Source organism: Novipirellula sp. (genome assembly GCF_041583735.1).
Lineage (GTDB): Bacteria > Planctomycetota > Planctomycetia > Pirellulales > Pirellulaceae > Novipirellula.
The window spans coordinates 1-14,250 of record NZ_JBFHFD010000171.1 but is presented as its reverse complement, the minus strand read 5'-3'; the positions used below and the strand labels follow the sequence as shown (position 1 = coordinate 14,250).

The 14,250-nt window shown below is 54.4% G+C and carries 10 protein-coding genes; 5 read left to right on the top strand and 5 right to left on the bottom strand.

From position 1 onward, the window contains the following. A partial coding sequence (locus tag ABX962_RS14605) for a hypothetical protein (RefSeq protein ID WP_372720614.1) occupies positions 1-1,530 on the bottom strand: 1,530 nt, incomplete at its 3' end. Between the two features lie 772 nt (positions 1,531-2,302). Here ABX962_RS14605 and ABX962_RS14600 point away from each other — a divergent pair. The 4 genes from ABX962_RS14600 to ABX962_RS14585 all read left to right on the top strand — a co-directional run bounded on the left by ABX962_RS14600 (position 2,303) and on the right by ABX962_RS14585 (position 7,357). Then, positions 2,303-3,784 carry a hypothetical protein gene (locus ABX962_RS14600; protein ID WP_372720612.1) on the top strand — a complete coding sequence of 494 codons (1,482 nt, stop codon included), beginning with the start codon at positions 2,303-2,305 and terminating at the stop codon, positions 3,782-3,784. A 423-nt stretch (positions 3,785-4,207) separates the two neighbouring features. Next, the gene (locus ABX962_RS14595) at positions 4,208-4,705 is read left to right on the top strand and encodes a hypothetical protein (RefSeq protein WP_372720610.1); all 498 of its coding nucleotides are present in this window, start codon (positions 4,208-4,210) and stop codon (positions 4,703-4,705) included. Between the two features lie 218 nt (positions 4,706-4,923). Further along, the gene (locus ABX962_RS14590; protein WP_372720608.1) at positions 4,924-5,832 is read left to right on the top strand and encodes a sulfotransferase domain-containing protein; all 909 of its coding nucleotides are present in this window, start codon (positions 4,924-4,926) and stop codon (positions 5,830-5,832) included. Between the two features lie 469 nt (positions 5,833-6,301). Continuing rightward, a complete protein-coding gene (locus tag ABX962_RS14585; protein ID WP_372720606.1) occupies positions 6,302-7,357 on the top strand; it encodes a hypothetical protein in 1,056 nt (351 codons plus the stop codon). A gap of 245 nt (positions 7,358-7,602) precedes the next feature. Here the strand turns inward: ABX962_RS14585 and ABX962_RS14580 are convergent, their stop codons facing one another. Both ABX962_RS14580 and ABX962_RS14575 read right to left on the bottom strand, forming a co-directional pair. Continuing rightward, on the bottom strand, positions 7,603-8,610 hold the full coding sequence (locus ABX962_RS14580) for a phosphotransferase (RefSeq protein ID WP_372720604.1): 1,008 nt from the start codon (positions 8,608-8,610) through the stop codon (positions 7,603-7,605). 400 nt (positions 8,611-9,010) lie between these two features. Next, positions 9,011-10,624, bottom strand: a complete 1,614-nt coding sequence (locus ABX962_RS14575; protein WP_372720602.1) for an amidophosphoribosyltransferase — start codon at positions 10,622-10,624, stop codon at positions 9,011-9,013. A 330-nt stretch (positions 10,625-10,954) separates the two neighbouring features. On the opposite strand from ABX962_RS14575, the gene proB reads away from it, so the two are divergent. Beyond that, a complete protein-coding gene (proB, locus tag ABX962_RS14570; protein ID WP_339938977.1) occupies positions 10,955-12,127 on the top strand; it encodes a glutamate 5-kinase in 1,173 nt (390 codons plus the stop codon). A 72-nt stretch (positions 12,128-12,199) separates the two neighbouring features. Here proB and ABX962_RS14565 read toward each other — a convergent pair whose 3' ends face one another. Together ABX962_RS14565 and ABX962_RS14560 are read right to left on the bottom strand one after the other, a co-directional pair. Beyond that, a complete protein-coding gene (locus ABX962_RS14565) occupies positions 12,200-12,931 on the bottom strand; it encodes an ABC transporter ATP-binding protein (RefSeq protein WP_372720600.1) in 732 nt (243 codons plus the stop codon). After that, the gene (locus ABX962_RS14560) at positions 12,928-14,106 is read right to left on the bottom strand and encodes an ABC transporter permease (RefSeq protein WP_372720598.1); all 1,179 of its coding nucleotides are present in this window, start codon (positions 14,104-14,106) and stop codon (positions 12,928-12,930) included. The genes ABX962_RS14565 and ABX962_RS14560 overlap by 4 nt, the downstream gene beginning before the upstream one ends. Positions 14,107-14,250 lie beyond the last annotated feature (144 nt).

Genomic DNA, 14,250 nt, shown 5'->3' with positions numbered 1-14,250 from the left:
CTTACGGGCGGTGTACAGCAGCGGGACATCGACGTGTTCGCCGCTGGTCAATCCGCGAGCGTGCAAGGGTTCGCCTGCCCGGTGGCGTCGCTGAATCTCCTTTAACAACGATTTTTCATCCAAATACTTCCGCTGTGGATCCAGATTCCATTGATGGTAGGATTTCGGATCGACGCCAATCGCCCGCACCGCGGATTGCCAATCACCAAAAAATCCCGATGCCATCGCATGGAGATGTTTGTCAGCAACATCACTGGTCAGACTGGTGATGGCCAATTGGCGAACGTTACTACTTCGCCGGCGCAGCTCGTGAAGCACCTTGGCCCGGGTTCCCAGCGGTGTGTCAGCCGCTTGTTTCACTTGAGCCGATGTGCCGCCTGATTTGACCACCGCAGCTCGCCAGCTGGGGAAAAAACGAAACGCCGCTTTCCACAACTGGATGTCGCTACGAGCGCCAAAGAAAACATCCAGCGGTGCGACGCTGAATTCGTTACTTAATCGATAGGCGATCCCCGCAACGACTTCGTCCGCCGAATCGTAAGTCGCCGTGCGGCGGCGAATATCAACAGGAATGTCTGCGGCGTCCAAGGCGGCGTCCCAACCGCCATAGTACCGGGTGGCCGCTCCGGTCAACTGTATCCCGTAGGGCAACAGACTGACGGTGCAATGTGACATATCAGACAACTCGTGTTGCAACCGCTGCAGGTCGACGATCACACTCTCTTTTGTCAGATACCGATCGCCGCCAAACAGCGGGTCCGATCGATCGACGCCTGCCGCATCGAGTGCCGCGGACCAGTTGCCGTACCGCTGTAGCGCCCAAGTAAACACTCGCGGACGACGATGACGATCATCATAGGTTGCAAACAATGCCGACGGAGTGCTGAGCAGGCCCGCCGCGCGGCGCTGCTCCAGAAACGCCTGCAAATCCGCCAACGAAAAATCATCGGGTCGATAACACCCCCGATAGACGACCGGATCTAACCCGATCCAACGCAAGGCATCATCCCAGCTGATGCCCAAATGGTATCGAATCGCACGAAGCAACGAAGCATCTAACCGCTCAATCGTTGACAACTCCATCCACATGCCTTGATCGGCGTACTCCTTCACACGGTCCAGCACATACTCCGGCGTATAACAGGGTTCCCAGTGCGGTAACCAAGAGGCTGGCATTTTGCAACGAGGCCCCATCGACGATTGACGCATCGACTCGGATACGATTTCAGCATCAGGAAATTGGGTACGGTAGTCTTCCGGGTCGGTTTCGTGAATTCGCAGATGCCCCAGCAACGAGCGAAACGATTTCCCACACAATTGGCACTGAACCGTTTCACGAACCTCGATTCGAATCGATTGGTAAGACAGCCCCGCATCCGCTAACGCTTGTTTCCAACCCCAGTACGGTGTCACCTTGTACACGGCGTCCACCAACTCAGGATCCTCGCGTTTGACCGCAGACACGTTCAAAGGTTGGCGGTCACGATATCGTCGCCGAATCGCTGCGAGCACTTCTTTTTTTCGCATCATTGCACCTGATGGTTGTGGCACCGCACACCCCAATCGATCTACCGCAGTTGAATTCGTATTCCGAAGTTTAACGGATTGCCAACGTCACAGGCAAATTCTGGGGGTGCGTCGACACAAAGTGCCAGGAATACAAAGTGCCAGGAATACAAAGTGCTCGGGGGAAACAGTCATTTTCCTATACGCACTGGCATGGCGTGGCTCCTTCACTTGAACACCAAACACGGTACCGGCATTCACGAATGCTTTTACCCTACGGACAGAAACATTAGTGCGACAGAAAAATAGAAAAGGTTTCGTCGCGGTGAAAAAATCTTTCTGTCGCATCCATTTTTCTGTCGTGTTTTAGAAAAGCCCCCCAATGACAAGACTAACCGTCGAGAAAGACTACGCTGGCCGTCTAACTGGCTCCCCGCCACCGATTTCCACCGACCGCGGTAGGGGGCGTCAGCAATTGCCACGGACCCCATCCCATCGCCGACGGAAATGATGGCAGCTTTGACGAAGAAACGATTAGGATAGGAAGATTCAGGACGAGATTCATTTCATCCTCCCGCGCAGTGCCTCCTGGCGGATTGGGACGCCATCAAGACCTACTCCAGATAGCCAAAGGGCTATCTCTAAATCCAGGATCCTTTTGTAAGTACTCTGGTTGCACGCACGGTATTCATTCAAGAAAATGTGTTGCTCAACTAGCCTTTTTGCCGGGCATCAACCTAACCACAACCCATTGCCGGAGAACTTTGTGATTGCACAAAAGCTATACGCAATTTGCTTGTTATCAACATTTGTTTTTACGGCGTCGGCGCGAAGCCAATCGTTGGCGTACCGCTGGGATTCGGACTCGATGCTGGCGTATCAAGTGAATATCGTCGCGGATCTCCCGGACGAAGTCGAGACGCTCAGCGGTGCGATCACGTTCAAAGTAAAGTCACCCACGACGCCCGCTCGATTGACGTTTAGCGGCGGACTGACGAAGACGACCCAGAGGAAGCCAGGTTCGACGTCAAATTCTCCTGGATTGGGGCCATTCGGTCCAGGCTTTGGCGGCCCCGGTCGTCACAGCCCGTTGGCACAACGCAGCAATCCGTTCAAGGGGCTGGAACGCACGACAAACGACCTCGTGATCGACTCGCGAGGCAATGTCTCGTCCCTGACGGGAAGCTCGCAGCTACCCTACTTGTTGGGCAACCTTTCGCTGCTGGTGTTTGAGCCATTGCACGAGGGAAATGAGAAGAACTGGATATATGACAGCGGTGTCACGATCTCGGAAAAAAACCAGGATCGGGCCAACCGCTTTAATCCGTTCGGTCCATTTGGACCGTTTGGCAATCAAGGCGATGACAAAGAAACGGTAAGTGCGGCATCACAACTCGTTTCCTTCACGCTGCAACGTGAAAATGGACAACTCGCTACGTACGCCAAGACTTTCCAGCTGAACTCGCCCGCCGGCGAAACGGCTTACAAGATCGACGGCAAAGGGACGTGGACGTTCAACCGAAAGTTAGGCGTTTCGGAAACGTTGGACTTCTCACAAAAACTGACGATCATCGATGGGAACATCTCGGTCGCGATCCCTGTGAGCATCAAATATCAGCGGCTCTCGCCGGATGAGTACAACCGCTACGAGAAAAACCGTCTTGCGGCAATCGAAGAACGCAAAGCCGCCGCACACGTGGCGAACTACACGAAGGGTGGTTATGTTCCACCCAGCAATTTGCCGATCACCGATGAAATGAAGCTGCCAGTTAATCTACTCATTCTGTGGAAGAAGGATAGCCGGAATTACTGGTCAGGTACGGTCGTTGAAGAGCTGTCCGATGGCACCGTCAAAGCCAAGGAAGTTGGTGGGCAACGCCGGACCTTTGTCGTGCCGCGAGGACGTCTGCAACTCGTGCCTCAAGCGATCGAACAACCCAAGTCGATCTCCGCAGAAACACTAGCTTCGTTGTACGCTCAGGCCGAGCATGCTGGACAACTTGAGGCGGCGAGGAAACAGGTGCATGAGCAGTTGCTCGAGGCTGCAAAGGCGAAACCAGACGCACCGATCTTGGGCGAAGAGCGACAGCAGATCATGTCCGGCCTGCGATCCGGCAACTACCTGGAGATGGAAAGGGCCTTGCAACTGGTTGCCGCCCGAAATCCTCGCAAGGATGGCGAGTTGAACGAGGCGGTCAAGAAGACGCTAGAATATCCTGATGGCATGCTTCAAAGTATTGCCAAGGTGGCCCTGCCAAAAGTACTCCCTGGTCCGTGACCTGCCTCGACTCCGAGCACGTCCACATCGGTGGGGAAACCATAATGCTTTTCATCATAATCTTGTCTGGTTGGATCCTGACAAACGCGGGTGCGGAAACAGGATTAAGATCAAGAGTAGGATTAAGATTATGTTTCGCCACGACTCTTGTTCGATCCCAGCTCTCGGACGCCTCTGTCCGCTCGCTACAACCCGCACAAGGACAGTGTAGAATACGAGTTCAGGGACGCTGACTTCGCATACGAATTCGCTAGTTTAAATGGTGATGCCGAATGGGTTCGGATCTCGTGACGCCTTGCACTTATTCACCAAGAACTCTTTCTAGATGCAGATTTTTTGATGCGATTTTCTCGTTTGATACTAATTATCAGTTTGCTACTCATCATCATTGGATGTTCCAACGGTGAAAACAGCGGCGTTTCCATGACGACAGCAACAACCGGACAAATCGTCTTTAGCGGCGGAAACGAAACGGATCCGGTCGACCATGGCCGGCCGGTTGCACTGATCGGCAATGCGCTCGGCGTGACACCGGAGGTTTTTCGCGACGCGTTCAGCGGCGTCAGTCCAGCCGAAAACGGCTCGCCATCTCCATCTCACGCTCAAGCGAACAAGCAGATCTTGATGAATAAACTTGGTCCGCACGGGGTCACCAACGAGCGACTGGACGAGGTCTCAAATTTCTACCGTTATCAGCCGCAGTCCGGAGAACTCTGGAAACACAAACCGGCAGTCGCAACAGCAATAATCAAGGATGGTGAGGTCACTGGTTTTGAAATTAGCGACGGAGGTTACGGCTATTCGACGCCTCCGACAGTCCAAATTGCCGGCCACCTAACAGTCAAGGTCAAAGCCGAACTTGAATACACTTCGGACCTTCAAACCAACGGGCGAGTAAAGACCCTGACGGTCATTGATTAATTTAGCGATGATGTTGTGAATCGGATATCTTCGGCGATGTGAACAACTCGTGAAAAGGGTATCACCGCCGGATGCAAATGAGTCGCTGCGCTGAGTCTATTGAAGTGGAAAGTCGTTCACAGCGACCACGTGATTCGTCACGTTCGCGACAGCATGAACCCGGGTGATCGGTAACGCTAATCGGCCAGCACCGACGATTGCTAAACAGGGAATCAGCGATGACAGATGCAATTAACTGGCCTGTGAAGAGGAGAGAGCTTCACAATCACCACTTCGATTCCACTATCTGGAATGATTTCAAGTTCCGAGACGACGACATTATTATCGCGACGTACGCCAAGGCGGGCACGACATGGATGCAGCAAATCATCGCTCAGCTTTTGTTCGAAGGTGATCCCGACCTTGAGGTCGCTGAGATGTCTCCGTGGATGGATCTTCGCGTTCCACCAAAAGAAGTCAAGTTGCCGTCTGTTGAAGCTCAGACGCATAGGCGTTTCTTAAAAACGCATCTTCCTGTTGATGCATTACGGTTTTCGCCGACGGCAAAGTACATTTACATCGGCCGTGATGGGCGTGACGTGGTTTGGAGCATGTACAATCATCATGCGAACGCGAATCAGTCATGGTACGACGCGTTGAACGAAACGCCGGGCCGTGTTGGGCCGCCGATTGCACCGCCTCCCGACGACATTCGACAGTACTGGCAGGATTGGCTTGATCGCGACGGACATCCGTTTTGGCCGTTCTGGGAAAATGTTCGCAGTTGGTGGCAAATTCGCAATCTACCCAACGTGTTGCTGGTCCACTTCACCAAACTCAAACAGAACATGCCGGCTGAGATTCGCCGCGTCGCGGCCTTCCTCGACATTACAATCAATGAATCCCGTTGGCCATCCATACTCGAATATTGCTCGTTTGACTGGATGAAAGAAAACGCTTCGAAAAGCGTACCTCTGGGAGGTGCATTTTGGGACGCTGGGGCGCAGGTATTCATCCACAAGGGCGTGAATGGGCGATGGGCCGAAACACTGACAGACGAAGAATCCCGGCAATACGAACAATTGGCGGAGGCTGAATTGGGCGCAGAGTGCGCACGGTGGCTCGCGTTTGGCGACCGCGACGACTAACAAAACCAAAAAAACGGGTCAGCAGCATCTTCTTTACATTGCGAACATGGCTGCACCCAACACAATTTCGTCAACAATTAGGAACTCCGTATGAGTCCAAATCACTCGTAATTCTAATCTTCTCTGGTTGACTCCGATCCCGCGCGGTTACAGAGACGGGTATTGAGATTATGAGAAGGATTAAGATTAAGATTTGCCACGACATTTGTTCGGCCTTATCAACTAGATGTCTCCGTCTGCTTGCTGCAACGTTAGAGACCTGAAAAAGCGACAACTCACTTTCCTGAATTTAGCAAACAGCTGCGACTGTGATTCAAGACATGACCGCAACAACGCTTTGCAAAGAGCCGACGAACACTCCGCAGCATTTGCTTGACTCGCAAATCCCATACGTTAGCATCACCTTTATCGGCGAAAGGGGTCGACGCTCCCCACGACAGCGATTCCATGAAGCTTGCAGGGAAAACCAATGCGATCTTTCAATATAGCCACTTTTCTTTTCTTGTTGTGCCAGCCCATCTTGGCGGCAAGCCTTTGGGGCGAGGAATCGAAAAGCGATCAGAAAACCGTTGATCTTGTCTATCAAGGGATTACGGATCTGACGCTACTGCGAGACGAGGTACTCAAACGCTATACGCTGATGGTGACAGGAGAGTCACACAAATCCTACGATGCGTCGATAAAAAGCCGCGTGCCTTTGAGGATCAATCGCATTTATGACCTGCAAGCGAGATTAAAGTCGACGTCATTCAAATACGTGGCAAGCGGTGCTGTGCTTGGCGTCGAGCAGACCAATCGCCCCTATGAGTGCCAGTTTTGGAGGGAGCTTTTACAGTGCGGCTTGGTAATGAAGGCAAATTACGGCAGTGCATCGGCCCGCGGCTACAAGGTGCGACAGAAAGACGAGACGACTAAAAACTTCCTTGAGAAGAATCTCGTCGAATCGATTGGCTTCGACCCATTTGATGACCTTGTGCTGCATCCGATGTTCTTAAGGAACCCAATGAATCAGTATGGATGGATCGAACGGATTTTTTTCACCAAGAGCAAGCTTCTATCAGCCGAAACGATCACTCAGGGGGACATCCGCAGCAAATGGCAACTGAACGAGCCTTATGGGAATTTCGACATCGAGCTAACACAATCGAAGGCGTATGGCTATTTACCGACACACGTTAAATACACCAGCACTTCGAAAGAGCATCCGCATCTATACGGAGAGACGGAGATCAAGTGGAAGAAGCACACGGGATCGGGAAAGTATCTGCCTTATGTGATCAACGCAGCGGCAGGCGGATTGTTCACTGGGCTTACAAAAGAGCAACATAACTGGGTATTCGATTGGCGTCTCGGCAAAGAGATACCCGAAGATTTCTTTGATTGTGATTCCGAAGATTTTCGTTTGCAGTTTTCTCCGCTGTACGACTTTTACTTTGACACGTTTGCGAAACCGGGTGGCTACTTGGCGGGCACACCCTGGAAAACCCCTGAAGAAATCATGCCTAAAGACGAACCAACGAATTAAGCAGGCCAATATGAGTCATTCCACATGATGGTCTGAGCCGACGCTTCAGCGGTATACACCGAACGACCTGCTAAGGACCGTCGGAAGAATAGCTGACGACGTCTTCCGTAGTGGACGAGGCAACGAGTCCTGTTTGGCTCAGTGAAGCTGCAGGACTCGTAGCCTCGTCCACTACCGCCCACCATTTATTGTTCCGAACGTCCTTAGAAAGCCCGACGTTACATCGTGTTGATACACCGAAGCTATCACTCCGCCAGGACTTGCTCGGTGATGCGTCGACTGTAGCGATTCAGTTTGTGATGCCCGGGGCACCATCCGAGTAAAAACCGCGTGAAGTCGGCCCAGGCAAACGGATACATCGAACGCCACTCGGCTTCGAGTGCATCACCATCGACCGTGCTGTTTCGAGACGCGAGCGATTGACGCAAGGCTCGAAAATAGAAATCGAGATAGACCGATTCATTGCGTTCACATTCGGCTTCGGACACACAGCTACTGAGAAAGTAGGCGACGTCCTTCGTGCCACAGCCTCGGCCGACATATTGAAAATCAACCGCGGCAGTTCGCGTGCCGTCGGGCGAGAAACAGAAATTGGCGACCTTGGCGTCCCCATGGACTGCAGTCTGAAAACGACAGGCGTTTAAGCGGGCGTCGATCACCGCCGCGGCCTCTTTCAATTTCCCCGACCGCATCACTTGCCATTCGTCGCGGCGGGTCGCCAGATGCCAATACGTCCCGACCGGCCAAAGTCCTTCGAGCGGTTCGCTGAGAAACGTCGCGTGAAAGTGGGCTAACCAGGCCAACACGACGAACACGCCGTCGCGATCGAGATGCGATTTCCGAGCGTCAAAACCGGATGCATCTAAATCTTCGAGCACAAAGACCCACTGGCCTTCGACCGATTCGGCGAGCAAGCAAGCAGGAACGCGGCAGGTGGCGTCACAGCGATCGCTGTACTCGCGATACCAAGTGGCTTCGACGTCGTAGGAACGAACTTTTCGCTGGTGTGATTGGTCGGTGTTCCAACCACGAGGATGCGAGGCCTCCGGCGAACCTTGCTGCTCGCATGGAGGCGAGACATGTTTGACGATGACCGATGCGGGGTTCGTCGGATCAACCACATCGCAGGTGAGCGGGATGCGAAGGATTTTTCCGTAGCCGCTCCATAGTGACTGAATCAGCGAGGCGTCTCCCATGTCGCTGGCGGACGTGGCCCGCAGGACAAGCGATCGAAGTGACGGATCAAGTTTCATGGAGGCTGTGTTTTTCTTTTCGCTAATTTCGCAGTGACCACGACGTAGACGAAGAGACTACTGAATTAGGGTGTGTCTTGACGGCACCGTACGGTTACCTCTCTCAAACGCAGTTGGGGAGAGGTCGAGCAAAGCCTTCCGCGATGCTCGGGGGAGGGCGACCGCGCAAGATGTAGCGAACTGCAAGCTAAGTTGCGCGGTCGCCCTCACCCGAACGAGGCCTAAAGGCCCGTTCGACCTCTCCCAGCTTCGCTGGGAGAGGTAACTTGCGTCGCTCGCGTTAAGACAAGACATCCAACAACGACGATTCCAACACTCTCTCGACTTTGGTGGAGAGGTGGCAGAATGGCCGCGTCACCTCTAAACGACTTCACGTTCAGAACTTTCGCCGCTCGACGGACTAACTCTGTTGTAGCGCTGCGGCGAGCTGTTCGTAGGTTCGCTTGCTATCGATATTATTGCCGCGATTGTCCAAGGCAATTTGGTAGAGGTGTTGACCACAATCGGTGGGATAATTGCCAGTCACACAAGCGCGACACAAATTGTCTTCGGGCAATCCGATCGCGCGAGCGATCGCATCGACGGGCAGGTAACGCAGCGAGTCGGCGCCGAGATCGTCCGCTAATCGCTGCTGAGACTCGTCAGTCAATTCGCCGTTGATGCCAAAGTACTTCGGTGCAATCAACTGATCGATCGTACTCATGTCGATCCCGTAAAAGCAGGGGGCGACGATGGGCGGACAGGCGACACGCACGTGAATCTCTTTGGCGCCGCCGACTTCACGAATCCGGTCCAACAAGACGTTCATGGTGGTACTGCGGACGATCGAATCTTCGACCAAGATGACCGTTTTGCCTTCGAGCACTTCGCGAAGCGGCGTGTACTTCGCCGCTGCCTTGGCCTTTCTCGCTCCGCCACCTTCGATAAAGGTTCGCCCGGCATAGCGGTTACGAATCAAACCTTCGCGACAAGGAATCGAGAGCTCAAACGCCATCGCATCGGCGGCCGCTTTGCTGGTGTCCGGTACCGGCACGATGATCGTGTCTTCGCTGTTCAGTGGCACACGACCGAGGGCGCGTTCGGCGCGAGCCAATTCTTCGCCAAGGTGCGTGCGGCTGAGGTAGACACTTCGATCATCCAATGTACTGGCGACATTGGCAAAATAGATCCACTCAAAGAAACAGTGAGCAGGCGATCTTTCTTCGGCAAAACGCTCGATACGGAATCCGGTTTCAGGATCAATGATGATCGCATGCCCCGGAGCCAACGATTTGATCTGGTCATCCGAGAACCCAAGGTTCAATAGCGCCACACTTTCGCTGGCCGCGGCGAACAGTGGGCCTTCGTTGGCGTAACACATCGGCTTGACCCCCAACGGATCACGCGCGACGATCATTTCGCCTTCGGCCGTCAGCAATGCCAGGCTATAGGCACCATCGAAACCGGCAGTGGCTTCACGTAGCACATCGATCCAGTCGATCCGATCAGGCCGTTGGCTCAGCAGACGACCGAACTCGTGCAAAATGATCTCGGTATCGGTGTCCAGCGTCAGGTGGTGATCGCCATCGGCGAGCAGTCGCTCTTTCAGCAGACCGTAATTGGCCAATTGGCCGTTGAAACAGAAACTGAACCATTTCCGCTTGTGAATATGTTTTCGCTCGAACGGTTGAGCATAGCTGCGGTCATCTTGGCCACAGGTGGCGTAGCGGACGTGGCCGATCGCGGCGCGGCCCGCCAAGTGTTTCATCAACGATTCGGACTTGGCCCGATGATTCAGCCGAAACACCTCGGTTACGGTCCCGACGTCTTTGCGGGTTCTCAGAATCGAAGGGCGTGCGGGATCGAATGTTGTCATTCCCGCAGCAAGTTGCCCGCGATTTTGAATATCCAGCAACATTCGAGGCAACAACCGCGAAATGTGGCGTGGCCCATCGGAGGTACACAGCGGGCTTCGACCGCGTCCCGACAGGTGGTAAATGGCAGCAACACCACACTCGTGATGTAATTCGCTCATATCAGATGCTTCGTTCTGAGGAAGATGAAGAGGCGGATGGTTCAGCGAAGAAGCAGAGATTTTGGATCAATGCAGCTCCATCAAGTCTACATGAAATGTACGCTGGGCTTCCAAGGTCGTCGATTCCCCAACACAATTCAATCTTCTTGCATTGGCGTGAAGCTGCTATTTCCTGGTGAAAAGGGCGACGTGATCCGCATCCGTTGTTGAAATTTACTAGCAATATGCCGTCCGAATCGTCTGAATGCAGGGCCGCACCTCTCATTTCCGAACCCTCCGCAGCCTCGCAACGGCTGCCCATTTTAAAGTCATCAAGGAATCGTTTTTCCGATGAACCAAGCTGAAAACGAGTATTTAGCGCACCGAAAGTCTGCGATCCAGCGAGCCCGTAGTGTCGTGGTGAAGGTGGGGACGAGGGTCCTAACCACCCCCAACGGCAAACTTGATCGGGATCGTATCGAGAAACTTTCGGCGCAACTTTGTCGCATCGCCGATACCGGGCGGCAAACCGTCATGGTCAGCAGCGGCGCCGTCGGCGCTGGCGTCGGCAAACTGGGGCTGACGACTCGGCCCAAGGTCGTCTCGCAACTGCAGGCGGTTGCGGCGATCGGCCAAACCGATCTGATCCAGGCCTATGAATCGAGCATCGCAGCGCGTGGACGCCATGCCGCTCAAGTCTTATTGACCGCATCGGACCTTCGCCGCCGCAGCGCCTACCTACACGTGCGAAATGCGCTAAGCCGCATCCATGAATACGGTGCGATCGCGATCGTCAACGAGAACGATTCGGTGGCGGTGCGTGAATTGACAACGACGTTTGGGGACAACGACCGGTTGGCCGCCCGTGTAGCCGGACTGCTGACCGACACGTTGCTGATCATCCTTTCGGATATCGACGGGCTGTATGACGGGCCGCCGAATGACCCCGACAGCAAACGAATCGAATTGGTCCCACGCATCGACGATTCGATCCTCGGACTTGCCAAGGACAAACTGAGCAACGTCAGCAAAGGGGGCATGACGAGCAAATTGGAAGCGGCAAAAATCGCCGCCTCCCACGGCCACACGGCGATCATCGCGCCGGGGCATGACGACACGGTGCTGGACAAGATTTTTGCATGTGAAAACGTAGGAACGCTTTTTCTGCCAACCGAAAAAACGATCAAGGGACGGCGTCGCTGGATCGGAGGATCCGCCAAGGTCGAAGGGATTTTGCATCTCGACGCCGGGGCAGCCAAAGCGGTTTGGGAAAATGGCAAAAGCTTACTGCCGGTTGGCGTCAAGTCGATCAAGGGAACGTTCAAACGCGGAGCCGTCGTGGCGCTACATGATCCCGCTGGAAACGAGATCGCTCGCGGGTTGTGCAATTATCGCTCAACCGAACTTGAAAAGATCCTGGGCAAACCGAGCGACCAAATTGGCGAACTGATCGGGCACTGTCCCTACGAGAACGTGATTCACCGCGACAACCTCGTGCTGACTCGCAACGGCGAGTTCGCGTAGACACGCATCGGCAAAATGGCATCGTGCTACGGCGAGACTCGTTTCGCCACGTTCTCTTGAATTGACATCGCGTCAGACGTGGCTGGATGAAGTCACCACCGATTCATCTTTCCGCATTCGGCCATCTTCCATTTGATAGATCGTGTCGAACACGTCCAGAGCGCGGTGGTCGTGAGTGACCACGATCACTCCGGCCCCCTGTTCGTGGGCCACTTTGGCAAACAGTTCCATCACTTGGCGGCCGCGATGCCCATCGAGCGCCGCCGTCGGTTCATCGGCCAGGATCACGCTGGGGTGGTTCGCCAGCGCGCGGGCCACCGCGATCCTTTGCTGCTGGCCGCCGGAGAGCATCGATGGCAGATTATTGGCTCGATCGCCGACGCCTAAATAGTCCATCAGTTCCATCGCACGCCGCCGTGCAAAGCGAGTGGATTGACCGTTCAACTGCATCGCAATTTGAACGTTCTCGATCGCCGTCAGAAAGGGAATCAAATTGGATTTTTGAAAGATAAAGCCAATATGCTGACGGCGGAAAGAACGCAGGTTGGTGTGAGCCACCGCGCCATCGATCACCAATTGGTTACGAATTCGGATGCTGCCCGAAGTGGGCGGATTGATCAGACCCACCGCTGTCAAAAATGTGGATTTACCCGAACCGCTTGGCCCCAGTAGCGCGACGACTTCGCCTTGGGCAACCTTCATTGTCGCGTCCCGCATGGCGACCACTTCGGTATTCCCACTGCCATAAATTTTTGTCAAACCATCGGCTTCGATGGCAAAGGAAGGTGTCGCTGCTGAGGTCATGAGAGCGCCTCGTTAGGGGAAACTTTCATCGCTTTCCAAATCCCCAGGATGCTCGATGCAACGGAAATCGCCAGCACAATTGCCGCCAACTGAAGGAGGTCCGAATCGGCAAGAATCACACGACGCGGGAACATTGGAAACAACTGCTGGCCCACCAAATAGGCGATCCCAAAGCCGACGCTGCCTAGGATCAAGGCCTGCTGCAAAATCATGCCTAGGATGACGGTGTTTGGCGCCCCGATCAATTTCAGCAGAGCGATCGAGTGAATTTTGTCGAGCGTCAGCGTATACAGAATCAACGCCATAATGATCGCCGCGATCACGGTCAGCAGCACGCGGAACAACCCGATTTGGCGACGCACTTTTTCTACCGAGCCCTTTAGCAATAACTCTCGCTGGCCTTCGCTGGTAAACACCGAAACATCGCTCCAACCGGAAATGGTTCGAACGGCTTGCTGGGCATCCGATCCGCCAGACAGCGTGATCATCACGGCACTGATTTGAGGTCGCGCGACGGCTGGCAATTCGGCCGATGGCCTGCTGGCGTTCTCCAGGATGCCCGGTTGCTGAATCGCTAGTTCCCATTCGCGACCACGAGCTTCGCGAGCGGCTCGTTCCAACCGCACCGCTTCGCCCGGCACGTCAAACTGAATCGCCTGAGCGTCGGCGATGGTAAAAAACGCCAGCCCGTCCCCACTAGAACTGATCATATTGCGGGTGGTTCCCGCAACGGTAAAGGTCTCTTTGCCGAGCGGGATTTGATCTCCGACATCCAACCCCAATGATTCATCGGCGATCATTTCAAAATGCGATTGCCCCAGCGGACGTCCGGCGGTCAATGCAACCCATTCACCTTTGTCGGTGGGCCAACTGAGTCCCAGCACCGCGATCCGCAGGGGCTTGCCATCGCGCTCGCGCTGGATGGTGTGGTACACGAATTCTCGCGACGACTCGACGCCTGGTACCGCGGCGGCCCGATAGACAAGATTCGATGGCACTCGCGACAGCTCGGCAAACGGACCACGAGTGTCACGCTGGACGATCCACAAATCGGCTCCAACGCGATCGATCAGCAACGTGGCATCCTCGACCACGCCGCGATAGATTCCTCCCATGCCCATCACGACCATCAGCAGCATGCCGATACCGACAGCCGTCAGCGCAAAGCGTCCCACATTGTGACGAATATCTTTGCTGGCGAGTCCTCATTCCGCTTCGCGGCACCCTAAATAATGAAAACGGCGGTTAGTGTATAATTTACGATGGCTGACGTGTGAGTTGGGTCGCAGATCGTGCTCCACTGGCGTCTAGAGCCCGTT

Bases quoted from the DNA above. Each gene is read 5' to 3' on its own strand.
- ABX962_RS14595 (WP_372720610.1), top strand. From the start codon at position 4,208: ATGACGACAGCAACAACCGGACAAATCGTCTTTAGCGGCGGAAACGAA.
- ABX962_RS14590 (WP_372720608.1), top strand. From the start codon at position 4,924: ATGACAGATGCAATTAACTGGCCTGTGAAGAGGAGAGAGCTTCACAAT.
- ABX962_RS14585 (WP_372720606.1), top strand. From the start codon at position 6,302: ATGCGATCTTTCAATATAGCCACTTTTCTTTTCTTGTTGTGCCAGCCC.
- ABX962_RS14580 (WP_372720604.1), bottom strand. From the start codon at position 8,610: ATGAAACTTGATCCGTCACTTCGATCGCTTGTCCTGCGGGCCACGTCC.
- ABX962_RS14575 (WP_372720602.1), bottom strand. From the start codon at position 10,624: ATGAGCGAATTACATCACGAGTGTGGTGTTGCTGCCATTTACCACCTG.
- proB (WP_339938977.1), top strand. From the start codon at position 10,955: ATGAACCAAGCTGAAAACGAGTATTTAGCGCACCGAAAGTCTGCGATC.
- ABX962_RS14565 (WP_372720600.1), bottom strand. From the start codon at position 12,931: ATGACCTCAGCAGCGACACCTTCCTTTGCCATCGAAGCCGATGGTTTG.